Origin of the sequence: Nonomuraea sp. NPDC048881 (assembly GCF_040649795.1) — a bacterium.
Lineage (GTDB): Bacteria > Actinomycetota > Actinomycetes > Streptosporangiales > Streptosporangiaceae > Nonomuraea.
Window position 1 is genome coordinate 317,431 of sequence record NZ_JBEZGC010000009.1, and the last position, 23,786, is coordinate 341,216.

Here is a 23,786-nt window from a genome sequence, read left to right on the forward strand (position 1 = left end):
CGGCCGGGACGCCCCTGAGCTGCGCCTACACTGGGAGCCATCATGACCTTGACATCCCTGATCGGCGGGCACGTGTCCGTCACCGGCGGCCTGGCGACCGGCGGCCTGAAGTACATGGCCGAGATCGGCGCCGAGATGGTCCAGGTGTTCGTCACCAACCCGCGCGGCTGGGCGCTCAACGACGGCAAGCCCGCCGAGGACGCCAAGCTGGCCGAGTCCGGCGTCACCGCGTTCATCCACGTGCCGTACCTGGTGAACTTCGGCTCGCCCAACCCCGAGACGCTGGCCAACTCCATCGCCGTCGTCCGCCACGGGCTGCGGCGCGGGGTCGAGACCGGCGCCAAGGGCGTGGTGGTCCACACCGGCTCGGCCGTCACCCAGTCCCGCGACGACGCGCTGCGGCAGATCCGCGAGACCCTGCTGCCGCTGCTCGACGAGATCCCCGAGGGCGGTCCCGACCTGCTGCTGGAGCCCATGGCGGGCCAGGGCGCGATGCTCTGCGCGACCGTCCAGGACCTGGAGCCCTATCTCGCGGCGCTCGACTGGCACCCGCGGGCCTGCGTCTGCCTCGACACCTGCCACGCCTTCGCCGCCGGCCACGACCTGGCCGCCGAGGGCGGGGTGCGGGAGACGTTCGACGCCCTGCACGCCATCGCGCCCGGCCGGCTCAAGCTCATCCACGCCAACGACAGCAAAGACGTGTGCGGGGCCAAGAAGGACCGGCACGAGAACATCGGCGCGGGCCACATCGGCGCGCAGCCGTTCGCCGAGATCATGCGGCATCCGGCGGTGGCGGGCGTGCCGATCTGCATCGAGACGCCCGGCAAGGCCGACAAGCACCGCGAGGACATCGAGCTGCTGAAGAAGCTCCGCGACGAGGGCTGACCCGGCGATCCCCGGTGACGGGGATGAGAGCCCGTCCTGGTCAGCAATCGTGATAGGGGCGCCTGCTCGCACGATCCGGCCGCCCCCGAAGGCCGGATCGCGGGGCCGGGGTCCGTGGCCTCCGCAGGCGCCCCCTCACCTGATCGGCAGGCGGGCCCTACCCCCCGGTCAAAGGCCCGACAGCCGTGGTGACCTGGTGGTCACCGGTGAAGCCGACGCATCAGGCCCTTGCTTGGGCCTTGCGGCCCGTCCCCCCCGATGCGCCGGGTGGCTTCCGATGCCGAAACACTACGGTCGCGATCTTGTGGGCGAAACCCTGTTCACGGCCAGCTCGCTGAACGGTCTGTAGTCATCGACATACGGAGGGTGGCCGGACGGCGAGCGGTCACCGGCGAGCGACGAACGGCTGGTTCATGGGTCCTCCCAGCGACCGGCAGGCCCCTGGAGGGCATCGCGGGAACCGGCGCCAAGGGCCCACCCCCGACGTGACCTGGGAAATCTTTTACCATCGCGGCGGCAGACCGCCCGGCGGCCAGGGCCCGGCGCCCGCCCGGCGCCCGCCGGACACGCCCAGCTTCACGCCCACCCATCGGCACCAGCCCCTATGGGACGGCGGTCAGGAGAAGGCGCCGCGATGCTGGCGGACGAGCTGTTCGCGCACCTGACGGCTGTGCCGCCGGCTGACCTGCAACGTCTCCGTGCCGACGGTGAGCGTGACCCGGCCGCCCTCGAAGCGCAACTCGCTGACGTGCCGGGCCGAGACCAGGGTGCTGCGGTGGACGCGGATGAACCCCGCCTCCGACCAGCGGCGTTCGAGCGCGGCCAGCGACATGCGGACGAGGTAGCTGCCGTCGCCGGTGTGCAGCCGCACGTAGTCGCCCTTGGCCTCGGCGAACCAGATGGCCTGCTGCGGCACGAACCTGGTGCGCCCGCCCAGCTCGACCGGGATCACGTCGTCCTGGCTCGGCTCGGCGAGCGGCGCGGAGGCCGCCTCCAGCCGCCTGACCGCCTCCGCCAGGCGCTCGGCCCGGACCGGTTTGAGCAGGTAGTCGACGGCCTCCAGCTCGAACGCCTGCACCGCGCACTCCTCGTGCGCCGTGACGAACACCAGCTTGGGCGGGCTGGGGAAGCCGCCGACCAGCCGGGCTAGGTCGAGTCCGTCGAGGCCCGGCATGCGGATGTCGAGGAAGATCGCGTCGAGCCGCTCGCCGCCGCCGATCATCTGCACCATGTCCTGCAGCGCGGTGACGCCGTCGGCCGCGGTCGCGACGTGTTCGATTCTCGTGTCCTGGCGCAGCAGGTAGGCGAGCTCCTCAAGAGCGGGCAGCTCGTCGTCGACCGCCAGGACCCTCAGCATGGGCTCCACGCTGCCGTATGAAAGCAGAGGTCACAAGCGACACGCCAGCTCAGCGTAAGGAATTGACTACAATGAGGTAAATTGCGTCTTCGGGACGCGCAGCCGCACCCGGGTGCCGGCGCCGAGCGCGGTCTCCACGACGAGGCCGTAGCCGTCGCCGTAGATCTGGCGCATGCGCAGGTCCACGTTGGCCAGGCCGATGCCGCCGCCCTCGCGGGCCGGTTCGCCGTCGAGCATGCGCCTGGCGCACTCGGGGTCCATGCCGGTGCCGTCGTCCTCGACGGTGATGTGGGCCTCGGGGCCGGCGTCGCGGACCACGACCCGCACCTCGCCGCCGCCGCGCCGGCCGCGCATGCCGTGCTTGATGGCGTTCTCCACCAGCGGTTGCAGGCACAGGAACGGCACCGGGACCGGCAGCACCTCGGGCGCGACCTGAAGGCTGAAGCGCAGCTTGTCGCCGAAGCGGGCGCGCTCCAGCAGCAGGTACCGGTCGACGCAGGTCAGCTCGTCGGCCAGGGTGGTGAAGTCGTGGGCCCGGCGCAGGGCGTAGCGGGAGAAGTCGGCGAAGTCGAGCAGCAGCTCCCGGGCGCGCTTGGGGTTCGTCCGGACGAACGAGGCGATCGTGGTCAGCGCGTTGTAGACGAAGTGCGGCGAGATCTGGGCACGAAGGGCGCGCATCTCGGCCTCCAGGGCCCGCCTGCGGGAGGCGTCGAGGTCGGCCAGCTCCAGTTGCCCCGACACCCAGCGGCCCAGCTCGGTCACGGCGCGCACGAGCGCCGCGCTGACCTCCTCGTCGAAGGCCGCCAGCGTGCCCACGACCGTGTCGTCCACGGTCAGCGGCACGACCACGGCCCCGTACGGCCGCCCGGCGAACACCTGCGCCCGCCCGGCGGCCAGGGTGGTGCGGGCGTAGGTGAGCACGTCGTCGGTGCAGGGGCCGTTCCAGGCCAGCGCGGCGTCGGTGGAGGTGATCGCGACGGCGCGGGTGCCGAGCAGCGCGTGCAGGTGGCGTACGGCCTTGCGCGCCGAGTCGCGGTCGAGCCCGCCGCGCAGGGCGGGCGCGGCCAGCCCCGCGACGTGCAACGCGGTGAAGGTGGCCTCGTGCTTGCCGCCGCCTTCCGGGAGCGCCGGGCGGCGCGTCCTGGCGCAGGCGTAGCCGAGGAGGAAGAGCAGGAGGGAGAGCGCCACGCATGCGGTGGTCTGCATGCGCCAAACCGTAGCCAATAACCGGTCGTGTTCGGGTGGAAACCCGCAGCGAAGTCTACGGGGGGCCCTCGCCGGGTTCCTCCTGATAGGAGTAGCGCTGTTCGCGCCAGGGATCTGCCAGGTTGTGGTATCCGCGTTCCTCCCAGAAGCCGCGCCGGTCCTCCAGGAGGTATTCGACGGCGCGCACCCACTTGACGCTCTTCCACGCGTACAGGTGGGGGACCACGATGCGCACGGGGAAACCGCGGTCGGGGCTGAGCGGCTTCTCGTCCAGTTCGGTGGCGAACAGGGTGTCGGGGGCGGCGAAGTCGGACATGCGGAGGTTGGCGCTGTAGCCGTACTCGGCCCAGATCATGACGTGGCGCACGCCGGGGGCGGGCGGCGCCAGCTCCATGATCGTCGCCGGGGTGACGCCCCGCCACTCGTTGGCCATGAGGGAGAACTTGGTGACGCAGTGGAAGTCGGCGATGCGCGTGTCCCGGGGCAGCAGCTCGAAGTCCGCCCACGTCAGGCAGTGCTCCTCGCCGGAGGCCGTGGCGCCGAAGACGCGGAAGTCCCAGCTGTCCGGCTTGAACGCGGGCACCCTGCCGTAGTGGATCACGGGGCGGCCGCGCGGGACGTACTGGCCCGGAGGCAGGCGCGACTCCTCCACGATCACTCCCCTCACCGATCTCGCGTCTTGGGCCATCCTGCCATCGGCCCGTCCGCGCCCCGCGTCCGGGGCTGCGGCCGGGCCTTTCGTACTCATTAGTAACTTGAGTACGAAAGCCCATGCGACGGCCTGGCCTGCGAGATCACCATGAACTCATGAGCAAGCCCATCCGTCCCACGCAGACCGCCGCGTTCTACGTCCAGGCGGTCCTGTCGTTCGCCGTCTCCGTGTCGTCCGTGGTGATCGCCCTGATCTACCTGCCGGCCTCCGGCTGGATCAGGGCGTTCCTCGCGCTCGGCCTGCTGTACGTGGTCACCTCCACGGTCAACCTGTGCAAGGTCGTCCGCGACCGGCAGGAGCTGGCGGAGGTGACCAACCGCGTGGACCAGGCCAGGCTGGACAAGCTGCTGGCCGAGCACGACCCGTTCAAGGTCGACGCGGCCTGAGCTACAGCGTGTACTCCTGGATCGAGTCGGCGAGCTGCACGCACAGCTCCTCGGCGTCGAGCCGCTTCTCGATCTGCTTGAGGTCGTCGATCTTGGCCCGCGTCTCGGCGCGCTTGGGAGCCAGCAGGGAGCAGCAGTCCTCGTCGGGCAGCTCCGAGATCTCCAGCGTGCCGATGCGCCGGGCCTCGGCCATGATCTCGGTCTTGTCCCAGCCCACGAGCGGGCGCAGGATCGGCAGCTCGACCGCGTTGTCCTGGGCGGTGATGTTGGCCAGCGTCTGGGAGGAGACCTGGCCGAGCGCGTCGCCGGTGATCAGCGCGCCGGCGCGGATGCGGTGGGCGACCTCCTCGGCCGTCTTCAGCATGAGCCGCCGCTGGGCGATCACGGCCAGGCGGTCCTGGCCCGAGTTGCGGATCGACTGCTGCGCCTTGCCGAACGGCACCACCCACAGCCGCGACCTGCCCTGGAACCTGTCGAGCTTCCTGACCAGCGCGTACGCCTTGTAGATCGACTCGGAGGTGGTGAACGGGATGCCGGAGAAGTGCAGGAAGTCGACGTGCAGGCCGCGCTTCATCATCCGGTAGGCCGCCACCGGCGAGTCGATGCCGCCCGACATGAGCACCAGCGCCCGGCCGCTGCTGCCGACCGGCAGGCCGCCCTGGCCCGGGATGCCGTCGGTGAAGACGAACACCTCGTCCCGGTCGACCTCGATGAAGACGGTCAGCTCGGGGTTCTTCAGGTCGACGGGCAGCCGGTACTCGTCGTTGATCGCGCCGCCGACGAGCCGGTCGAGCTCGTTGGAGGTCAGCGGGAAGCGCTTGTCGCGGCGGCGGGAGCGCACCGCGAAGCGGGCCCCGCGGGCGACCTCCTCGCGGTCGCGGATCAGTTCCAGGCCGGCCTTGAGCACGGTGTCGGGGTCTTTGGCCACCCGCCAGGCGCGGTGGATCCACACCAGGCCGGGCACGTCGGCGACCCGCCGGGCCACCGCGTCGGCCTGCTCGACGTCCGACCCCTCGGGCAGGAAGATCGCGACGACGCCGTGGCGCCGGCGGACGTCCGTCTTGAGGCCGAGATCCTGGAGCGCGAAGCGGATGTTGTCGATCAGGCGGCGCTCGAACAGCTCACGGTTCTTGCCCTTGAGAACGATCTCGCCCAGCTTGAGCAGAACGCATGGCTCGCCCAGGGCGGACATCGTCATGGTGGAACCTCCGGGGAAGACGGGGAAAGCGCGGCCGCTAGGAAGGCAACGCCGCGACCCATCGAGTTTAGTCCGCGTCGAGGCCCTGCTCGATCGCATATCGGACCAGTTCCACCCGGTTGTGCAGCTGGAGCTTGCTCAGCGTGTTCTGCACGTGGTTCTGGACCGTGCGGTGGGAGAGCACCAGGCGGTCGGCGACCTGCCGGTAGGTCAGGCCCTTGGCGACCAGCCTGAGCACCTCCGTCTCGCGCTCGGTCAGCCTCGGGCCGTCGTCGTCGGCGCGTCCGGCGGGGCGCGCGGCCAGCCGGCGGTACTCCCCCAGCACCAGCCCGGCCAGGCCCGGCGTGAAGACGGCGTCGCCCTCGGCGGTGCGGCGGACGGCGTCGAGGAACTCCTCCCGGCTCGCCGACTTCACCAGGTAGCCGGACGCGCCCGCCTTGACGGCCGCCAGCACGTCGTCCTGCTCGGCACTGGCCGACAACACCAGGACCTTGGGCGCCGGTTCGGCCCCGGCCAGCCCGGCGGCCACCTCCGCGCCGGACATGTCGGGCAGGCGCAGATCCAGCACGACGACCTGGGGGCGCACGGCCGCGGCCGCACTGATCGCCTGCCGGCCCTCCCCCACCACGGCCACGACCTCGTAGCCCGCCTCGGACAGATCCCTGGCCACGCCGTCGCGCCACATGGGATGGTCGTCCACCACCATGACCCGCACCATGACGTCACTCTAACCGTGCCGGTCCCCGCCTATCCGCGCCTATCCGCAGGGAAGACTGATCTCGATCTCGGTCCCGGACGGCGTGGAGGCGACGGCGACCGTCCCGCCCAGGTCGGCGACGCGCCCGCGGATGGACTGCGCGACGCCCAGGCGGCCCTCGGCGGCGGCCCGCTCCAGGCGCCCCTCCGGGATGCCGGGGCCCTCGTCGCGCACGGTCACCATGACCACGTCGTCGCAGGACTCGGCGAACACCCAGGCCCGCGCGTCCGCGCCGCAGTGCTCGCGCACGTTGTCCAGGGCGGCCCCGACCGCGGCCGCCACGCCCTCGGCCGCCGGCGTGGGCAGGACGAGCGGCGTGGCCGGGGTGGAGACCGTCACCAGCGGCGAGCCGTGCCGCATGAGCAGGGAGCGCAGGTCCGTGGCGCCGGTCGGGGCGGGGCGGGCGGCGATGAGCTCGCGCAGCGCGGCCTCCTGCTCGCCGGCCAGGCGGCCCAGCTCGGCCGCCTCGCCGCCGATCTGCCGGCCGCGCCGCTGGACCAGGGCCAGCACCTGCAGGACGGAGTCGTGCAGGTCGCGGGCCAGCCGGTCGCGTTCGCGCTGGGCGGCCTCCATCTCGGCCGCGCGCTGCATGCGCTCCTCGGCCTCCTTGGCCAGCCGGGCCACGTGTCCGACAACCACTCCTGACAGGAACAGCAGGACCGCGCCGTTGATCATCACGGGCGCCTCCGGGGCGCGCACGCGCAGCCACAGGTCCGCGGCGGCGACCAGGGCCGCCGCCACCGCGCCCGCGCGCCTGCCGCCGTGCACGGCCCAGGCCAGGACGGGCGCGGCGACCCAGGTGGCGGGCACGGGCATGGTGCCCGCCACGCCCTGACGGGCGCCCTCCACGTACGGGGACGCCAGCAGGCAGGCCAGCGCCACCAGCAGGTCCACGGCCAGCAGCGGCCACCCGCGCAGCCTTTCCGACGCGTACGCGTACGTGGCTCCGGCCGTCCACAACGCCATCAGGGCGATCACCAGCCATCCGGCGACCGGCTGCTCGTACCCGCGGTACTGGGCCATCAGCACGGCGGCGTACAGCAACGACGCGGCGCGGAAGACGGCGATCGCGCGCCAGAAGGGCCCCTCGATGCTCATGAGACCCTCTCATGTTTCCGACACGCCGGTTGACAGATAGTTGCGTTATCCATGCGGAAGGGACAGGCCGGATGACACAATCCGTCAACCCCTAATCACAAGGAATGTCGATATATGACCGCTGTTAATCATTTCACCCACGGACCGCTCACACCGCTGCTGGCGTACCTGATGTCGTGCCTGGGTTCGATGCTCGGACTGCGGCTCACCGCACAGGCGCACGCCAGCCGCGGCGCGTCGCGGGTGCGCTGGCTGATCGGCGCGGCCATCTCCATCGGCGGCACCGGCATCTGGGTCATGCACTTCGTCGGGATGATGGGCTTCGCGGTGGAGGGCACGCAGATCAAGTACGACGTGCCGCTCACCGTCGCCTCGGCCGCCGTGGCCGTGGTGGTGGTCGGCACCGGGCTGTTCCTGGTCTCCTACGGCCGCGGCCGGGCGCCGGCGCTGCTCGGCGGCGGCCTGCTCACCGGGCTCGGCGTGGCCAGCATGCACTACCTCGGCATGTACGCGATGAACATGAGCGCCCACGTCTCCTACGACCGCACGATCGTGGCCGGGTCCGTGGTGATCGCCGTCGTGGCCGCGACCGCCGCGCTCTGGTTCACGCTGCGGGTCAAGAAGCCGGTCTGGATCACCGGCGCGGCGCTGGTCATGGGCGTGGCCGTCTCGGGCATGCACTACACCGGCATGTACGCCATGCGGGTCACCGTCGACGCCGAGCCCGGCATGGTCACCGGCGCGGACGCCCTCGACTTCCTCGTCCCGCTCATGACCGTGATCAGCCTGATCACGCTGACCATGCTGCTCATGGTGATCCTCGCGCCCTCGGAGGAGGAGCTGCACGAGGACGCCGAGATGGTCGCCCGCCTGGAGCTGCGCCGGCGCGCCGCCCAGCAGCAGCAGCGCCTGGCCTACCCCGCGCCGCAGGCCGCCCCCCGCCCGCAACAGCAGCGGATGATGCGCGCGCCCCGCAGATAGCCCGCGGTGACGAGCGTCCGGACGGGGCCGGACGCGACGAGGGCGCGCCGGAGGTGGATCACCTCGGCGCGCCCCGCGATTGAGCTATCTCCTGGGTACGGCTTGCGGCGCAAAGTGGGCCGCCGACTCGCTGCGCCCCAAGCCGTACCCCGAGGGGGGTTGTAAGCGGTAACCCCGCTGCCCAGAAAGTACGGCCCGGCGCTTGCAAGCCGCTTTCAGCCAGCCGTAGAGAGCCTCACCCGAAGAACACCTCGGCCTCGGAGTACCGGGAGGCCGGGACGGTCTTCAGCTCGGCCGTCGCCTCGTCGAGCCCGACCCGGACGATGTCGGTGCCGCGCAGCGCGACCATCGTGCCGTAGTCGCCCTCGTGCGCGGCGTCGATCGCCTGCAGCCCGAACCTGGTGGCCAGCACCCGGTCGTAGGCCGTCGGGGTGCCGCCGCGCTGGATGTGGCCGAGCACGGTGGTGCGGGCCTCCTTGCCGGTGCGCTTCTCGATCTCCTTGGCCAGCACCTCGCCGATGCCGCCGAGCCGGACGTGCCCGAACGCGTCGAGGGTGCCGGTCTGCAGCTCCATCTGGCCCTCGATCGGGTGGGCGCCCTCGGCCACGACGATGATCGGCGAGTAGCGGGTGCGGAAGCGGGACTCGACGTACTCGCAGACCCGGTCGATGTCGAACGGCTTCTCGGGGATGAGGATCACGTTCGCGCCGCCGGCCATGCCCGCGTGCAGCGCGATCCAGCCCGCGTGGCGGCCCATGACCTCGCAGATCAGCGCGCGGTGGTGGGACTCGGCGGTGGTGTGCAGCCGGTCGATGGCCTCCATCGCGATGTTGACCGCGGTGTCGAAGCCGAAGGTGTAGTCGGTGCCGGACAGGTCGTTGTCGATGGTCTTGGGCACGCCCACGACCTTGACGTCGCGGTCGTAGAGCTGTTTGGCCACGCCGAGCGTGTCCTCGCCGCCGATGGCGATCAGGGCGTCGACGCCGGTGGCGGCGAGGTTCTCCTTGATGCGGTCGACGCCGCCCTCGATCTTGATCGGGTTGGTGCGGGAGGATCCGAGAATGGTGCCGCCCCGCGGCAGGATGCCTCGTACGGCCTGGATGTCGAGCGGCATCGTGTCGCCTTCCAGGGGCCCGCGCCAGCCGTCGCGGAAGCCCACGAACTCATGGCCGTACGTGCTCACCCCCTTACGCACCACGGCCCTGATGACGGCGTTGAGACCCGGACAGTCTCCGCCTCCGGTGAGCACTCCTATACGCATGGCGGGTTCCTCCCGATGGGGTTCACGAACCATTGCTCGGTGACAGCTCGCATTGTGCCTGCCGCGACGCTCAGTGGTCTAGACCAAACGCGCGGCCCTCGATCATTTCCTGGAAGCGGCGATCGTCAACCCGGGGTTGACGGCGCGTCAGCGTCAACCTATGGTTGACGCATGGACGAAACCGTACGTCTCGACGACCTCATCGCCGCCATCAAGAGCCGTCATCCGGACGGCGACCCGCTCGGCCAGCTCTCCGACGCCGTCACGCTGGGCGAGCACCTCGGAGAGGTGGCCGACCACCTGATCGGCCACTTCGTGGACCACGCCCGCCACTCCGGCGCCTCCTGGACCGACATCGGCCGCAGCATGGGCGTGACCAAGCAGGCCGCGCAGAAGCGGTTCGTGGTCAAGGAGGGCGGCTCGCTCGCCGACGACCTGCGCAACTACGCCCGCTACACCGACAAGGCCCGGGTCGCGGTGGTCAAGTCACAGGAGGAGGCGCGCCTGTCGGGGCACGACCACATCGAGGTCGGGCACCTGGTGCTCGGGCTGCTGCACGTGCCCGAGGCGCTGGCCGCCTCGACCATGGCCACGCTCGGGGCCTCCCCCGAGGCGGTCAGGGAGGCCGTCACGGCGGCCATGGCGCCCGGCGGCGGGCAGTCGCCCGTCACCCTGCCGTTCTCCGCGCAGTGCGCCAAGGCGCTGGAGCTGACCCTGCGCGAGGCCCTGCGGCTCGGGCACAACTACGTCGGCACCGAGCACCTGCTGCTCGGCGTGCTCTCCCTGGAGGAGGGCCCGGTGGTGCGGGCCCTGGCCGATCTCGGCGTGCACAAGGAGGCGGCCGAGCGGGAGATCAGGGAGCGGCTGGCGGCGATCCTGCGCGAGCGCCGCTCATAGCCGCGACCGGCTGCCCGCGGGCCGCTCCCGGGAGTCGCTCACGGCCGCCCCCCCGGCCGCCCTCGGGCCGGCCCCGGGGGCGGCGTTCCCCGGCGGGCCCGCGCGGCCCTGAGGAGGGTGGGCGGGCTGACCGGAGCGCCCTGCCGGGCCGGCGGCGAACCGGGTCAGCACGTTCGCCGTGGCGCGGCGGGTGAAGGCGGCCGCGGACTCCGGGACGCCGTGGCCGCAGCGCTTGCCGCGCATCGCGCACACCCAGCGCATCGTGCCCGAGGCGAACACCCCGGCCCCGCTCGGCGCCGTGTAGTACGTGCTCTGCGACGTCGTCCCGCGTCCTCCGCACGAGAACGGCGAGTCGGCCAGCACCTCCACGCCTTTCGGTGAGCCGCGCGAGACCTTGTCGGTCTCCGGGCCGACCATGCCGGGGAAGCGCCGCCCCCGGGTGCCCGCGAAGATCCAGTGGCCCGGCCGGCGGACCGTGTAGGCGCCCTGGGCGGGGAAGCAGTCGTACATCTGGCCCACCAGGGCGCTCTCCGGGCGGGAGTCCCGCCACAGCGGGCACAGCCGTTCCTTGTCGCAGGCGACCGTCCTGCCCTTGATCGCGATGCGCCAGTAGACGGCGTTCGCGCCGAGGAAGGCGAGGTTCGTCCCGCTGTCCCTGGCCCTGGTGACGGCCGTGCGCATGGCGGGCGACCAGTACTCGTCGTGGCCGAGCGAGACCACGGCCCGGGCGCCGTCCAGCACGCCGGGGCCGAGGTCGAGGCTGGTGAGGTAGGCCAGGGGCACGCCGCTGCGCTCGGCCACGGCCAGGGCCGACTGCTCGAAGTCGAGGAACAGGCGGGCGCCGCCGCCGTCGTACGGGCGGTCGAAGGTGACCTCGCGCGAGCGATCGGCGAACCCGCCGGGGCCCAGGTACAGGCTGCGGCCGCCCCACAGGTTGTACGCCTGCCAGGTGGTGACCGCGTTCACCATCACCACGCGGCCCCGGGTGGAGGCCGAGCGGACGGTGATCGGCACGTACCGCTGGGCGCCGGTGGAGGCGTCGAGCCTGATCAGGTACGCGCCCTCCGTCCAGCCGCGGGTGTCCACGGTGAGCGAGGGCTTCCAGTGGGCGGCGGTCACCGTGCCGTGCACGGTCCTGGCCGGAGGCTGGCGCACGCCCTCCACCTGCGGCGACTCCCACACCTTGGCCGGGTGCGCGCCCATCCTGAACGCGCCGGCGGTGAAGCGCGGGGCGGTGGTGGAGACGTGCAGGGCGAAGGGCTGGCCGGGCAGGACGCTCACGTGGTCGGCGTAGCCCTCGATCTCGTGGTCGGCCCCGCGGGTGGTGATCCGCCAGGACTCCCCCGCGTCCACCGGCGGCGGCGACGGCCGGCCCGTCTCCGACGGCTGCGGGACGGGCGGCGCGGGCGACGCGGACGGCGCCGGCCGCACGGGGCCGCCGCCGCATCCGGCGGCCGGCAGGACGGCGATCAACAGGGTGAGGAGCAGCAGGAGCTTGCGCACCCGGCCATCGTCGTGGCCCGCCACGGGGCCGGGCCACGACTTGGCCAGATCCTTACACCGGGCCGCTTCCCGCCAGGCGTTCTATGCGGGCAGCACGCAGGACGGGCTGGGCACCTCGTACGACTGGCCGGCCGGCTCGGGCACCCCGTCCTCCAGGGTGAACACGGTCACCTCGCCGGAGTTCTGGTTGGCGACGTACAGGCGGTCGCCGGCGATGGCGAAGTGCCGGGGCCAGGCGCCGCCCGAGGGCACCTCGGCCACCGGGGACAGGTCCGCGGCGCGCAGCACCGAGACCGTGTCGGGCCCGCGGTTGGCGACGTAGACCAGGTCGCCGTCGAGCTGCAGGTGGCTGGGCGCGTTGTCGCCCCCGGCGCGCGAGGCGGGCACGACGGTGCGGCGCTCGCCCTCGACGAGGGTCACGGTGCCGTCCAGCTCGCCGGCCACGTACAGGCGGTCGCCGGCGAAGGCGAAGTGGCGGGGGCCGGTGCCGGGGGCCAGGGTGATGGGGTCGAGCGGGGAGCCGTCCAGGCGGTAACGGCGGATCTCGTCGGTGCCCAGGTCGGAGACGTGCAGGACGTCGTCGTGGAAGACGCACATGTGAGCGTGCGAGCCGGCCTGGCGGTCGAGGTCGGGGCCCGAGCCCTCGTGCCGCAGGACGACGGGGTCGCCGGTGAAGGCGCCCCGCTCGTCCAGGTGGTGCAGGCCGGCGGTGCCGTCGCCGTAGTTGGCCACGGCCAGCAGGCTCCCCGAAGGGTGGACGGCGACGTGGCAGGGGCTGTCGCCGTCGCTGGACCGTTCGTCCAGCGGGGACAGGGCGCCCTCGGTGGTGAAGGCGGTGAGCCAGCCGCGCTGCAGCTCGCCGGCCGCGTACAGCACCGGCAGGGTGGGGTGGGCGGCCAGGAACGACGGCGAGGCCACGCGGGTCAGCTCGCCGCCCACCGTGACGATGCCGGGGCCGTAACCGCCTATGTAGAGGTTCACAACGCGATCCTTCTTATGGTTGACTGGGGCAATGAATTCGTTGACGGAGGCAAGGGTTTCTGAGATCAGAGCCTTCAACCGGTTCTATACGAAAGTGATCGGCGTCCTCCAGGCAGGCATGCTCGACTCGCCCTACTCGCTGACGGAAGTCAGGGTGCTGTTCGAGCTCGCGCACGCCGAGAGCATGGAGACCGGCGAGCTGCGCGGCCTGCTCGACCTCGACGCGGGCTACCTGAGCCGGATCCTGGCCCGTTTCGAGGGCGACGGGCTGGTCGCCCGCGAGCGGTCGGCCGCCGACGCCCGCAAGCAGCTCGTCCGGCTGACCGAGACGGGCGCGGCCACCTTCGCCGGGCTCGACCGCCGTTCGGCCGAGGAGATCGAACGGCTGCTCGACGGCCTGCCCGAGGCCGACCGGGCGCTGCTGGTCGGCAGCATGGCGACGATCCGGCGGCTGCTCGGCGAGCCGGCCGCCCGCTCGTACGTGATCAGGCCCCCGCGGACGGGCGACCTGGGCTGGGTCGTCTACCGGCACGGCGCCCTCTACAGCGAGGAGTACGGCTGGGGCACCGAGTTCGAGCAGCTCGTGGCCAGGATCGTGGGTGCCTACGACCCCGCCCGCGACGCCGGCTGGATCGCCGAGGTCGACGGCGAGCGCGCCGGGTGCGTGTTCTGCGTGCACCAGGACGACACGACGGCCAAGCTGCGCATGTTGCTGGTCGAGCCGTCGGCGCGCGGCCTCGGGATCGGGCGGCGCCTGGTGGCCGAGTGCCTGCGCCACGCCAGGGACCGGGGCTACCGGCGGGTCACGCTGTGGACGCGCGACTGCCTGGTGAGCGCGCGGCGCATCTACCAGACGGCCGGCTTCGAGCTGGAGTCGGCCGAGCGGGGCGTGGAGAACGGCGCCGAGGTCACCGAGGAGATGTGGTCGCTCGACCTCGCGGCCACCAGTTGAGCGGCCCGGCCAGGCGCATCAGGCTCGGCACCAGCACCGCCCTGATCACGGTGGCGTCCGCCAGCACCGCGACGGCCATGCCGACCCCGAGCATCTGCACGAACGCCACACGCGCGGTGGCGTAGGCGGCGAACGTGAGCGCCAGGATGCCGCCCGCCGCGGTGATCAGGGGCGCGCCGCGCTGCATGCCGGTGGCGACGGCCTGCCCGGTGTCGCCCGTCCCGTCGTACTCCTCCTTGATCCTGGACAGCAGGAAGACCTCGTAGTCCATCGACAGGCCGTAGGCGACGCAGAGCATGAGGATCGGGATGCTCGGGTCGAGCGTGCCGGTCGGGGTGAAGCCGAGCAGGCCCGACAGGTGGCCCTCCTGGAAGATCCAGACGACGGCGCCGAACATGACGCCGAGGCTGAGGACGTTCAGCAAGGTCGCCTTGAGCGGGAGCACCAGGCTGCCGGTCATCAGGAACAGCACGGCGAACGTGACGCCCAGCATGAGCGTCAGCACCAGCGGCAGGCGGTCGACGACCGAGGCGCGGTAGTCGGCCAGCTCGGCGGGATAGCCGCCGACCAGGACCTCGAAGGGCGGCGGCACGGCCCGTACGGACTCCACCAGCCGGACGGGATCACCGGCCAGCGCCTCGGCGGAGGGCACCACCGACAACCACGCGCCCTGTCCGCGGAAGCGGGCCGGGTCGCCGTCGCCGACCCGCCGCCCGGCCGCGTGGGCGCCTGCGGCGGAGTCGACCTGGGCGACCCCGGGAACCCGCGAGAGCCGCATCGCGTACGCCGAGACGTCGGCGGCCCGCGCCGCACCCGTCGAGACGATCTGGATGGCGTCGGTCTCCTCCGCCGGGAAGGTCTGCCGGATGACCTCCTGGGTCTGCCGCGAGGACGCCTCCGGCGGCAGGATGCGGTCGTCGGCCGTGCCGAAGCGCAGGCCGAGGAACGGCGAGGCGAGCACCAGCAGCAGCGCCGCCGCCAGACCGCCGAACACCACCGGCCGGCGCATGACCCGGACGGCCAGGCCGTGCCAGAACCCGGCTCCCCGGACCTCGGTTCCGCCGCGCCCGGAACTCCCCGGCCTGGGCGACATCGCGCCGCCGGCCGAGGCCAGCACCGCGGGCAGCACGATCACCGCCGCGAACAGGCCGCCGGCCACGACCGCGATGCCCGCGAAAGCGAAGGAGCGCAGGAAGTCGAAGGGCAGCGCGAACAGCACGGCCAGTGAGGCGGCCACCGTGAGGCCGCTGAACAGCACGGTCCGCCCGGCGTGCTCGACGGCTCCGGCGACGGCCGCCGCGCGGTCGCGTCCGGCGCTCACCTCCTCGCGGAAACGCTGGACGACGAACAGGCAGTAGTCGATGCCGAGCCCGAGGCCCATGGCGAGGGTGAGGTTGAGGGCGAAGGTGGAGACCTCCGCGAACACCAGGACGCCGCGCAGCAGCGCCAGGCCGACCACCATGGCCAGCACCCCCGCCAGGATCGGCGCCAGGGCGGCCAGCACGCGCCGCTGGTAGAGCCAGAGCAGCACGAACGCCACCGGGAAGATGACCAGCTCGGCCCGGACGAAGTCCTGCCTGGCCAGCGGCACGGTCTCGCGGAACACCTCCTCCCCTCCGCCGGCCCGCACCTGGAGCGGGCCCTGCTCGCCGACGATCCGCGGCACCAGCGCGGGCAGCACCCACGCCCGCACGTGGTCGGCGTCGCCGGGGGCGCGCACCACGATCAGCGCGTGCCGGCCGTCCCGGCTGCGCAGGGTGGCGGGCCTGCCCCTGGTCCAGTACGAGGAGGCCTCCGCGACGCCGTCCGAGCGGCCGATCCGGTCGGTGAGGGCGCGGCCCGCCGCCTCGGCCGCGGGGTCGTCGACGGTGCCCGACCTGGGGGTGACCAGGAAGACCAGGTCGGGGCTGCCGGTGCCGAACCGGCGGACGAGCTCGGCCTGGGCCCGGTCGGACTCCGAGCCCGGCGCCTCGAAGCGGGCCAGGGAGAGGCGGGAGACCGTACCGGCGGCCAGGACACCCGCGACGACGAGCAGGAGCGCGGACAGGGCCAGCACGAGCCGGCGGCGGCGGACGAGGAGGTGGCCCAGCCTGCGCAGCGGCGGCTCGGCGGCGGCGCGCGGGCCCCGGGTGGCGACGTTCACGGCCACGCGGGCACCGCCCGCGCCGGGCCTGATGGGCAGGTTCGCATGGGATCTCCGGAAAACTCGGTAAACTACTCGTGTTTCGCTGTCGAACCCAGAAATACAAGTAAATGCTCGTATTTGTCAACGAGGTGGCCCATGCCTGAACGCACGGTCCGCAGGCAGGCGCGCGGCCTGAAGCGGATGGCCGAGATCCTCGACGCCGCGGAGTCGGTGATCGCCGAGATCGGCTACCCGGACATGACGACGAACCAGGTCGCCGCGCGGGCGGGGCTCTCCCCCGGGTCGCTGTACCAGTTCTTCCGGAACAAGGAGGAGATCCTGGACGGCCTGGTGTCCCGCTACACCGACGACCGGGACGAGTTCTGGGCGGCCCGGCTGGCGGCGATCACCCCGGACGTCCCGCTGGAGGCACTGGTGGGGCAGCTCGTGGACGAGAGCGTGGCGTTCAAGGCCGACTCACCGGCGTACTGGTCGCTGCTGTACGGGTCGGCCACCGGCGACCGGCTCGCGGCGGCCTCCCAGCGCATGCACGCCTCGCTGGCGGAGCGGATCGCGGCGCTGCTGCGACGGCGTTCGCCCGAGCTGCCGCAGGAGCGGGCGCTGCTCAACGCGACGATGGCGCTGGCCATGGTGAAGGCGGTGCTGCCCATGCTGGGGCCGGCGACGCCCGAGCGCGGCGCGGAGCTCGTGGCCGAGCTCAAGCTCATGCTGGTCCGCTACCTGACCTGAGCCCCGCGGTCAGGGGCGGAAGGCGCCGCGGACCTCGAAGGTGTGGCCCTCGGTGCGGCCGCGCCTGGCCGAGAAGTAGAGCCGGTCGCCTCTCGGCGAGAACGCCAGCCCCGTGAGCTCGGCCCCCTCGTGCCCGGTGAGCCGCAGGAACGGCGTGACGGCCCGGTCGGGCGCGATGACGTCGATCTCCGTCGTCTCCCTGGCCACGTAGAGGTCGCCCGAGGGGGCGGCGGTGATCGCGCGCACGCCCTCGCACAGCCGGTCGAGCGTGGAGGTGTGGGCGTCGTAGGCCCACAGGCCGGTGTCGCCCTTGGTGGTGAAGTAGCAGACGCCGCCCGCGTAGTGGCAGCCGTCGCCGCCGTCGAAGTGGCGGGCGTCCTCGACCTGGTGGCGGGCCGCGGTGAGCAGCGCGGCCGGGGACGGCACCGGCCGCCACCCGCCCGACGCGCACAGCACCTCCAGCGTGCCCTCCGTCAGGTCGCCCCAGTCGCCGGGACGGAAGCGGTAGAAGCAGCCGTCGTGCTCGTCCTCGGTCATGTAGACGACGCGCCGCTCGGGGTCGCAGGCGGCGGCCTCGTGCCGGAAGCGGCCCATGGCCAGGCGGGGGCGGGCGGCGCGGGCGCCGTAGGGGTCGCACTCGAAGACGCGGCCGCGGTCGCCGAGCTCGCACGACAGCCAGGTGTGCCACGGCGTGGCGCCGCCCGCGCAGTTGAGGTCGGTGCCGGACAGGATGCGGTAGGCGTCGGCGACCGTGCCGTCGGCGTGGAAGCGCAGCGCGGAGGCGCCGCCGAGCAGGGGCAGCTCGGAGTTGGAGACGTAGATCCAGCCTGCGCCGTCGGGGAAGCAGGCGCCGCCGTCGGGCGCGGCGTGCCAGGTGAGCCCGGCCACCTTGTCGCCCGACCGGGCCACCACCCGGCCGGTGAAGCCCGGCGGGAGCGCGAGCCCGTCGGCGGACGCCGGCGTGAGCGGCCCGTACGGGCTGATGCCGCCCTGCAAGAGCGGGCCCGTGCGGAGGAGAGTCTTGTGGGACATCGTGGGGCCTCCCTCTAGGTGCCACGCTAGTCGACCGCACCGACATGAATGGCAAGGACTCGTGACATCAAACTCTGCGCAAACCCCGCGCTCCGTCGTGGCGTGAGATCGCCGTCGGCCCCTGGACGATGCGTGACAGTCCGTACCCACCGGACGGAAGATCGCCCACCTTGGGGGCGGACACGCGAAAGCCCGGGCACTGTGGGCGTGCCCGGGCTTTTCGGATGGTGCGGCCGGCGGCCGCGCGCGGTCAGCGCTGGGCCTGGAACATCCAGTGCTGCTTGTCGATGTCCTGCGTCACGGCGATGAGCAGGTCCTGGCTGACCGGGTCGGCCTCGTCGGTGGCGCGGATGCGCTCGTACATGCGCTTGCTGATGCCGTCGAGGATGTCGGTGATCGTCGCCACCACCTTGCCGTCCTCCAGCCAGCCGCGCTCGGGCTGCTGGAGCCGGGTGGACTTGGCGACGGTCGCCGAGCGCCCGTCGGGGTTCACGCCGAGGGCGACCGCCCGCTCGGCGATGGTGTCCATGTGGGCACGGGCCAGGTCGGTCAGCTCGTCGAGCTGGAGGTGAATCGGGCGGAAATGGGCGCCGACAAGGTTCCAGTGCGCCTGCTTGGCGATCAGCGACAGATCGATCAGATCGACCAGGGCGTCCTGCAGGGCTTCGGCGACAGTGTTCTTGGCTTCACCCGAGAGCGGACCGGTGATCGTAGCCATGTCGTATTTCCTCCCCTTCAGTGATGCTTATGCCTATTTAGAACGCCAGCCAGGGCTGGATTCTTCCGATCTTTCCATCGTTGACAGTGTAATAGTGACAGTGTCATTGTGGAGGTATGAGCGACACCTGGACCATCGGCGAGCTGGCCGAGCACGCGGCGCGGGCGCTGCGCGCGGGCGCCCAGCCGGTCAACGGCCGGGTCCGCGACGTGCCCGGGGAACGCCTGATCAGGTGGTACACCACCATCGGCCTCGTGGACCCGCCCCTGACCCGGCGCGGCAGGATCGCCCGCTACGGCCGGCGGCACCTGCTGCAACTGGTGGCGGTCAAGCGCATGCAGGCGGCGGGGCACTCGATCGCCGAGATCCAGACGGCGCTGGCCGGCGCGACGAACGCCACGCTGGCGGCGGCCGCCGGGCTCGCCGACGTGCCGTCCGTGGGCGACGGGCGGGCGGTCCCCGGTTCTCCGCCGGACAGCCCGCGCTCGGCGGGGCCCGCGTCCGTCATCGCCACGACGACGAACGTGACGTCCGGCGGCGAGGCGAACGGGGCCTTCGACGGCCAGGCGCGTGCGGCGGGACGCCCGCCGGGCGGGCGGGCCGCGGGCGGCGGCGAGCCGGGGCGTGAGAGGTTCTGGGCCGAGCGGCCGGCCCGCCGCGCCCCCACCGGGAGCGAACGCCCCGCCGACGCCGGAGCGGGGCATGCCGGGGGCGAGCCGGCCGCGGGGGTCGTGCTCGCGGACGGGGTGCGCATTGTGTGGGACGGGGGGCGGCCTCCGTCCGAGGACGACGTTCAGGCGGTGCTGGCGGCGGCTGGGCCGCTGCTCGCGGTGCTCGTAGAGAGGAGACTGCTGTGAAGATCACTTCGCTGGAGCCCGCACGGTGCCTGCCGGTGCCGGAGGCCGGGTTCGGCGCGCTGCTGACCGAGCGCGGCAACCTGCCGCTGGACAGCGTGGACGTGCACGCCGACATCGCCGGGCTCGTCGCCGGGGTGGAGGTCGAGCAGGGGTTCCGCAACCCGTTCGACGTCACGCTGGAGGCGACCTACGTCTTCCCGCTGCCCGACCGGGCGGCCGTGACGGCCTTCAGGATGGAGGCCGACGACCGGGTCGTGGAGGGCGTGCTGAAGGAGCGCGGCCAGGCCAGGGCCGACTACGACCAGGCGCTGCGCGAGGGCAGGCGGGCGGCCATCGCCGAGGAGGACCGGCCCGACGTCTTCACCATCAGGGTGGGCAACATCCTGCCCGGCGAACGCGTCTCGATCAGGCTGACCATGAGCCAGCCCCTCCCCTACGAGGACGGCGCGGCGACCTTCCGGTTCCCGCTCGTCGTGGCCCCGCGGTACGTCCCGGGCACCCCGCTCGACGGCGACCCGGCGGGCTCCGGCGTGGCGCCGGACACCGACGCCGTCCCCGACGCGTCGAGGATCACGCCGCCGGTGCTGCTGCCCGGCTTCCCCAGCCCCGTGCGCCTCTCGCTCACCGCCCGCGTCGACGCCGCCGGGCTGGACCTGCGGGAGGTGGCCTCCAGCCTGCACGTGGTCGAGGAGGACGGCCACACCGTGCGCCTGCGTCCGGGCGAGCGCCTCGACCGTGACTTCATCCTGCGGCTGTCGTTCGAGGCGTCCACGTCCCTGCAGTTCGACGGGCGGGGGACGTTCGCGCTCACCGTCGTCCCGCCCGCCCTCCAGGCCGCCCGCGCGCCGCGGGACGTGGTGCTGGTGCTCGACCGTTCGGGCAGCATGGGCGGCTGGAAGATGGTCGCGGCGCGGCGGGCGGCGGCGCGCATCGTCGACACGCTGACCGCGCACGACCGCTTCGACGTGCTGACGTTCGACTCGGTGGTCGAGGCGGCGTTCGAGGGGCTGGTGGAGGCGTCCGACCGCAACCGGTACCGCGCGGTCGAGCACCTGGCGCGGGTCGACGCGCGCGGCGGCACCGAGCTGCTCGAACCGCTGCGCCGCGCCATCGCCCTCCTCGGCGCGCCCGGCGACAGGGAGCGGGTGGTGGTGCTGGTCACCGACGGCCAGGTGGGCAACGAGGACCAGATTCTGGAGCAGACCGGCGGCGCGCTGTCGGCGATGCGGGTGCACACGGTCGGCATCGACCGGGCGGTGAACGCCGGCTTCCTCGGCCGGCTCGCCGGGCTGGGCGCCGGCCGGTGCGAGCTGGTCGAGTCCGAGGACCGGCTCGACGCGGCGATGGAGCAGATCCACCGCAGGATCGGCGCGCCGCTGGTGACGGACCTGTCCCTGAAGGGGCTGGAGACCGAGCCCGGCACCGTGACCCACCTCGGCTCGATCTTCCCCGGGGTCCCGCTCCGGGTGTACGGACGGTGCCGCGAGGGCGCCGAGGCCGTCACCGTGCGCGGCACGTCGGCCGAGGGGCCGTGGGAGGAGCGGGTCACGGGGGTGACCACCGACAGTTCCGCCCTCCGCGCCGTCTGGGCCCGCGCCCACCTGCGCGAGCTGGAGGACCGGTACGCCATGGGCGAGCACGGCCTGGAGTCGCGGATCGTCGAGGTCTCGCTGGAGAACGGCGTTCTGTGCAGGTTCACGGCGTACGTGGCGATCGACACGAGGCAGGTCGCGGAGGGCGCGCCCGAGCACCGGGTGATCCAGCCGGTCGAGCCGCCCAGCGGGTGGGAGCTGCCGCCGAACCCGTCCATGGGCGGGGGGTTCGTGGCGCAGGCGATGACGATGGCGCGTCCCGCGAGTGCCGCCCGGATGATGCCGCCGGCCCCGTCGTCCTTCGACCAGGGCTTCGACCGGAGCCTCGACCAGGGCTTCGGCGCGCCGGGTTCGCTCGGCGGCCCCTCCCCGGCCGACGCCCCCTTCCCGGCCCCGCCCCTCACGGGCGGCCCTGCCGGTCCTGCGCCGTCCGCACCCGGCTCCGGTGGCGGCCCTGGGCATGGAGCTTCACCCAAGTTCGCGCCTCCGTCGTCGCCGCGCCCGGCGCACCGGCTGGAGTCGGTCAGGCCGCAGCTGAAGGCCGAACTGGACCGGCTCAGGGCGATGCGCGTACCGGACGCGCTGTACCTGGCCGACCTGGGCTCGCGTCTGGCGGCGCTGGCGGCGTACCTGGGCGGGAACGAGGCGCTGGCGACGCTGGCCCGCGACCTGGAGGCGGCCGAACGTCCCGGCACGGACCTGCGCGCCCTGCACGACCACGCCGTCGAAGCGCTGGCCACCCTCACCGGCACCCCCGCCGACCACGCCCCGACCGACCCCACCCTCCCGGACGACCCCATCGCGCCGGGCGACCCTCTTCCCGAGGACGGCCCGTTCGCCCCAGGCGACCCGCTGCCCAAGGACGGCCCGCTCGCTCCAGGCGACCCCGAGCCCGGCAAGCGCCACCGTCCCTTCTGGACACGAGGCTGACGCCCACCTGACACCCCGGCGGCGCTGCACCACCCCGCAGCGCCGCCACCTCCACCGGGGAGCGGCCCGACGCGGGGACGCGCCGCAGCGCGGCCGCACCCGCCCCACCGCACGCGCGCCCAGCTGCCTGGCAGCCCGACGACCCACCTGCGGGCAGCACGGCGGCGCGGCTGTGCGGCATCGGACAGTAGCCGGGGGCCGGGCGGCGGGCTGGTGGGGTGGGGGCGGCTGGGCGATGATCGGCGGAGGCTCGTGTTCACGGACACTTGGGGCGAATGGCTGATCGGCCACTGACAGGTCCAATCGTGCCGCACCGGACTTGGTGGTAGCGCCGTTTCCAGAACCGCCGTTGCCACCAAAGGCGGGGATTCTGGATTCTTTCCTGATTTCGCTGCCTAATCATCTACGAGCCCGGCGTAATGGGCCGTGACGGGCGTCCAGGGAACGATGGCACGCCATGACGGGCCCCGCTGTCGCGAACGACCCGGCACACCCGCGTACCGGCGCGCGAATGCCCCCGCGACCCATTATGAATTCCACGCCCGGCGATATCTCCGCCGCGATATTCAGGCGTCCCCGGGAAAAGGCGTGCCATTCCCATGTGCCACCATCCCCCGCGGCCTCCTATTCTGGACGGGTGAGCACACTCGTCCTGGACGGCGGCCTGTCCACGCATCTGGAGTCGCTCGGCGCGGATCTGCGCGACGAGCTCTGGTCGGCGCGCCTGCTGCTGGAGCAGCCCGAGCTGATCAGGCGGGTGCACGCCGACTACTACGCGGCGGGCGCCGACGTGGCGACCACGGCGAGCTACCAGGCCACCATCCCCGGCTTCCAGCGGCGCGGGCTCGACCGGTCCGAGGCCGAGCGGCTGATCAGGTTGTCTGTCGAGCTGGCCGGGCAGGCCCGCGACGAGGCCGGTCGCGGCCTGGTGGCGGCCTCGGTCGGCCCCTACGGCGCCTATCTGGCCAACGGCGCCGAGTACACCGGCGACTACGACCTCGACGAAGACGGCCTGCTGGCCTGGCACCGTCCGCGCTGGGAGATCCTGGCCGCCGCCGGCGCCGACCTGCTGGCCTGCGAGACCATCCCGTCCTACGCCGAGGCGCGGGCGCTGGCCGGGCTGCTGGCCTCCACGCCGGGGGTCAAGGCGTGGGTGAGCTTCTCCTGCCGCGACGCCGAGCGCATCAACGACGGCACCCCGATCGACCGGGCCGCCGCGCTGTTCTCCGGAAACCCGCAGGTGGTGGCGGTCGGCGTCAACTGCACGGCGCCGCGGCACATCCCCGGGCTGGTCGCCCGCCTGTCCGGCGGACTGCCCGTCGTGGTCTACCCGAACTCGGGCGAGACGTGGGACGCCGAGCAGCGCCGGTGGCTGGGCCTGTCCGACCCGGTGGAGTACGGGCTGGCCGCCAAGGAGTGGGAGCGCGCCGGGGCGTCGCTGATCGGCGGCTGCTGCCGCACGACCCCCGAGCACATCAGGCAGATCCGCGCCCACCTGACCTGACGCCCCAGGCCCAGGCCCCAGCGAGACGTCACCGGCACACCCGACGCCCCCGCGCCGTACGGACGACAGCAAGGCAGCAGGACCCCCACGCGTGGGCGCGCGGG

Annotated in this window: 21 protein-coding genes; 9 read left to right on the top strand and 12 right to left on the bottom strand. The window is 72.8% G+C overall.

Annotated features, from left to right (window positions below; all coding sequences use genetic code 11):
- Positions 1 to 42 precede the first annotated feature (42 nt).
- A complete protein-coding gene (locus tag AB0C33_RS31080) occupies positions 43 to 885 on the top strand; it encodes a deoxyribonuclease IV (RefSeq protein WP_352326779.1) in 843 nt (280 codons plus the stop codon).
- A 616-nt stretch (positions 886 to 1,501) separates the two neighbouring features.
- Here the strand turns inward: AB0C33_RS31080 and AB0C33_RS31085 are convergent.
- The 3 genes from AB0C33_RS31085 to AB0C33_RS31095 form a co-directional block, all read right to left on the bottom strand.
- Positions 1,502 to 2,242 carry a LytTR family DNA-binding domain-containing protein gene (locus tag AB0C33_RS31085; protein WP_358294068.1) on the bottom strand — a complete coding sequence of 247 codons (741 nt, stop codon included), beginning with the start codon at positions 2,240 to 2,242 and terminating at the stop codon, positions 1,502 to 1,504.
- A 66-nt stretch (positions 2,243 to 2,308) separates the two neighbouring features.
- On the bottom strand, positions 2,309 to 3,448 hold the full coding sequence (locus tag AB0C33_RS31090; RefSeq protein ID WP_358294069.1) for a histidine kinase: 1,140 nt from the start codon (positions 3,446 to 3,448) through the stop codon (positions 2,309 to 2,311).
- A gap of 55 nt (positions 3,449 to 3,503) precedes the next feature.
- On the bottom strand, positions 3,504 to 4,100 hold the full coding sequence (locus tag AB0C33_RS31095) for a molybdopterin-dependent oxidoreductase (protein ID WP_358294070.1): 597 nt from the start codon (positions 4,098 to 4,100) through the stop codon (positions 3,504 to 3,506).
- Between the two features lie 155 nt (positions 4,101 to 4,255).
- On the opposite strand from AB0C33_RS31095, the gene AB0C33_RS31100 reads away from it, so the two are divergent.
- Positions 4,256 to 4,546: a YiaA/YiaB family inner membrane protein gene (locus AB0C33_RS31100; protein WP_352330712.1), complete on the top strand. Its 291-nt coding sequence runs from the start codon at positions 4,256 to 4,258 to the stop codon at positions 4,544 to 4,546.
- A gap of 1 nt (position 4,547) precedes the next feature.
- Here the strand turns inward: AB0C33_RS31100 and thiI are convergent, their stop codons facing one another.
- The 3 genes from thiI to AB0C33_RS31115 form a co-directional block, all read right to left on the bottom strand.
- Positions 4,548 to 5,744 (bottom strand): tRNA uracil 4-sulfurtransferase ThiI, encoded by a 1,197-nt coding sequence (thiI, locus tag AB0C33_RS31105; RefSeq protein WP_358294072.1) that lies wholly within the window; start codon positions 5,742 to 5,744, stop codon positions 4,548 to 4,550.
- A 67-nt stretch (positions 5,745 to 5,811) separates the two neighbouring features.
- Complete coding sequence (locus AB0C33_RS31110) at positions 5,812 to 6,462, bottom strand: response regulator transcription factor (RefSeq protein WP_358294074.1); 651 nt, start codon at positions 6,460 to 6,462, stop codon at positions 5,812 to 5,814.
- 39 nt (positions 6,463 to 6,501) lie between these two features.
- Entirely contained in the window at positions 6,502 to 7,599 is a 1,098-nt protein-coding gene (locus tag AB0C33_RS31115; protein WP_358294076.1) for a DUF5931 domain-containing protein, read from the bottom strand.
- A 114-nt stretch (positions 7,600 to 7,713) separates the two neighbouring features.
- Here AB0C33_RS31115 and AB0C33_RS31120 point away from each other — a divergent pair, with 114 nt between their 5' ends.
- On the top strand, positions 7,714 to 8,580 hold the full coding sequence (locus AB0C33_RS31120) for an MHYT domain-containing protein (RefSeq protein WP_358294078.1): 867 nt from the start codon (positions 7,714 to 7,716) through the stop codon (positions 8,578 to 8,580).
- A 235-nt stretch (positions 8,581 to 8,815) separates the two neighbouring features.
- Here the strand turns inward: AB0C33_RS31120 and AB0C33_RS31125 are convergent, their stop codons facing one another.
- Positions 8,816 to 9,841, bottom strand: a complete 1,026-nt coding sequence (locus tag AB0C33_RS31125; RefSeq protein ID WP_352331196.1) for a 6-phosphofructokinase — start codon at positions 9,839 to 9,841, stop codon at positions 8,816 to 8,818.
- Between the two features lie 171 nt (positions 9,842 to 10,012).
- On the opposite strand from AB0C33_RS31125, the gene AB0C33_RS31130 reads away from it, so the two are divergent.
- Positions 10,013 to 10,738 carry a Clp protease N-terminal domain-containing protein gene (locus AB0C33_RS31130; RefSeq protein ID WP_358294079.1) on the top strand — a complete coding sequence of 242 codons (726 nt, stop codon included), beginning with the start codon at positions 10,013 to 10,015 and terminating at the stop codon, positions 10,736 to 10,738.
- Here the strand turns inward: AB0C33_RS31130 and AB0C33_RS31135 are convergent.
- Entirely contained in the window at positions 10,733 to 12,241 is a 1,509-nt protein-coding gene (locus AB0C33_RS31135; RefSeq protein WP_358294080.1) for a N,N-dimethylformamidase beta subunit family domain-containing protein, read from the bottom strand. The genes AB0C33_RS31130 and AB0C33_RS31135 overlap by 6 nt on opposite strands.
- Positions 12,242 to 12,322: 81 nt before the next feature.
- Positions 12,323 to 13,222, bottom strand: a complete 900-nt coding sequence (locus AB0C33_RS31140; protein ID WP_358294082.1) for a beta-propeller fold lactonase family protein — start codon at positions 13,220 to 13,222, stop codon at positions 12,323 to 12,325.
- 94 nt (positions 13,223 to 13,316) lie between these two features.
- Here AB0C33_RS31140 and AB0C33_RS31145 point away from each other — a divergent pair, with 94 nt between their 5' ends.
- Complete coding sequence (locus AB0C33_RS31145; protein ID WP_358294083.1) at positions 13,317 to 14,174, top strand: helix-turn-helix domain-containing GNAT family N-acetyltransferase; 858 nt, start codon at positions 13,317 to 13,319, stop codon at positions 14,172 to 14,174.
- Here AB0C33_RS31145 and AB0C33_RS31150 read toward each other — a convergent pair.
- Positions 14,131 to 16,323, bottom strand: a complete 2,193-nt coding sequence (locus AB0C33_RS31150) for an MMPL family transporter (RefSeq protein WP_358294085.1) — start codon at positions 16,321 to 16,323, stop codon at positions 14,131 to 14,133. The two genes, AB0C33_RS31145 and AB0C33_RS31150, sit on opposite strands and share 44 nt — an antisense overlap.
- A gap of 132 nt (positions 16,324 to 16,455) precedes the next feature.
- Between AB0C33_RS31150 and AB0C33_RS31155 the strand changes: the two genes are divergently transcribed.
- Positions 16,456 to 17,049 (top strand): TetR/AcrR family transcriptional regulator, encoded by a 594-nt coding sequence (locus tag AB0C33_RS31155; protein WP_358294087.1) that lies wholly within the window; start codon positions 16,456 to 16,458, stop codon positions 17,047 to 17,049.
- 9 nt (positions 17,050 to 17,058) lie between these two features.
- Here the strand turns inward: AB0C33_RS31155 and AB0C33_RS31160 are convergent, their stop codons facing one another.
- Positions 17,059 to 18,081: an alkaline phosphatase PhoX gene (locus tag AB0C33_RS31160; protein ID WP_358294089.1), complete on the bottom strand. Its 1,023-nt coding sequence runs from the start codon at positions 18,079 to 18,081 to the stop codon at positions 17,059 to 17,061.
- 250 nt (positions 18,082 to 18,331) lie between these two features.
- Positions 18,332 to 18,799 (bottom strand): DNA starvation/stationary phase protection protein, encoded by a 468-nt coding sequence (locus tag AB0C33_RS31165; protein ID WP_358294091.1) that lies wholly within the window; start codon positions 18,797 to 18,799, stop codon positions 18,332 to 18,334.
- Positions 18,800 to 18,915: 116 nt separating this feature from the next.
- Between AB0C33_RS31165 and AB0C33_RS31170 the strand changes: the two genes are divergently transcribed.
- From AB0C33_RS31170 to mmuM, 3 genes are all read left to right on the top strand, one after another.
- Complete coding sequence (locus AB0C33_RS31170) at positions 18,916 to 19,656, top strand: helix-turn-helix domain-containing protein (RefSeq protein ID WP_358294092.1); 741 nt, start codon at positions 18,916 to 18,918, stop codon at positions 19,654 to 19,656.
- Positions 19,653 to 22,178 (top strand): VIT domain-containing protein, encoded by a 2,526-nt coding sequence (locus AB0C33_RS31175; protein WP_358294093.1) that lies wholly within the window; start codon positions 19,653 to 19,655, stop codon positions 22,176 to 22,178. Before AB0C33_RS31170 ends, AB0C33_RS31175 begins: the two co-directional genes overlap by 4 nt.
- A gap of 637 nt (positions 22,179 to 22,815) precedes the next feature.
- A complete protein-coding gene (gene mmuM, locus AB0C33_RS31180; RefSeq protein WP_352353249.1) occupies positions 22,816 to 23,682 on the top strand; it encodes a homocysteine S-methyltransferase in 867 nt (288 codons plus the stop codon).
- Positions 23,683 to 23,786: the final 104 nt, after the last annotated feature.

Bases quoted from the DNA above. Each gene is read 5' to 3' on its own strand.
- AB0C33_RS31160 (WP_358294089.1), bottom strand. From the start codon at position 18,081: ATGTCCCACAAGACTCTCCTCCGCACGGGCCCGCTCTTGCAGGGCGGC.
- AB0C33_RS31155 (WP_358294087.1), top strand. From the start codon at position 16,456: ATGCCTGAACGCACGGTCCGCAGGCAGGCGCGCGGCCTGAAGCGGATG.
- AB0C33_RS31130 (WP_358294079.1), top strand. From the start codon at position 10,013: ATGGACGAAACCGTACGTCTCGACGACCTCATCGCCGCCATCAAGAGC.
- AB0C33_RS31125 (WP_352331196.1), bottom strand. From the start codon at position 9,841: ATGCGTATAGGAGTGCTCACCGGAGGCGGAGACTGTCCGGGTCTCAAC.
- AB0C33_RS31115 (WP_358294076.1), bottom strand. From the start codon at position 7,599: ATGAGCATCGAGGGGCCCTTCTGGCGCGCGATCGCCGTCTTCCGCGCC.
- AB0C33_RS31080 (WP_352326779.1), top strand. From the start codon at position 43: ATGACCTTGACATCCCTGATCGGCGGGCACGTGTCCGTCACCGGCGGC.
- AB0C33_RS31120 (WP_358294078.1), top strand. From the start codon at position 7,714: ATGACCGCTGTTAATCATTTCACCCACGGACCGCTCACACCGCTGCTG.
- AB0C33_RS31165 (WP_358294091.1), bottom strand. From the start codon at position 18,799: ATGGCTACGATCACCGGTCCGCTCTCGGGTGAAGCCAAGAACACTGTC.
- AB0C33_RS31100 (WP_352330712.1), top strand. From the start codon at position 4,256: ATGAGCAAGCCCATCCGTCCCACGCAGACCGCCGCGTTCTACGTCCAG.
- thiI (WP_358294072.1), bottom strand. From the start codon at position 5,744: ATGACGATGTCCGCCCTGGGCGAGCCATGCGTTCTGCTCAAGCTGGGC.
- AB0C33_RS31170 (WP_358294092.1), top strand. From the start codon at position 18,916: ATGAGCGACACCTGGACCATCGGCGAGCTGGCCGAGCACGCGGCGCGG.
- AB0C33_RS31110 (WP_358294074.1), bottom strand. From the start codon at position 6,462: ATGGTGCGGGTCATGGTGGTGGACGACCATCCCATGTGGCGCGACGGC.
- AB0C33_RS31085 (WP_358294068.1), bottom strand. From the start codon at position 2,242: ATGCTGAGGGTCCTGGCGGTCGACGACGAGCTGCCCGCTCTTGAGGAG.
- AB0C33_RS31090 (WP_358294069.1), bottom strand. From the start codon at position 3,448: ATGCAGACCACCGCATGCGTGGCGCTCTCCCTCCTGCTCTTCCTCCTC.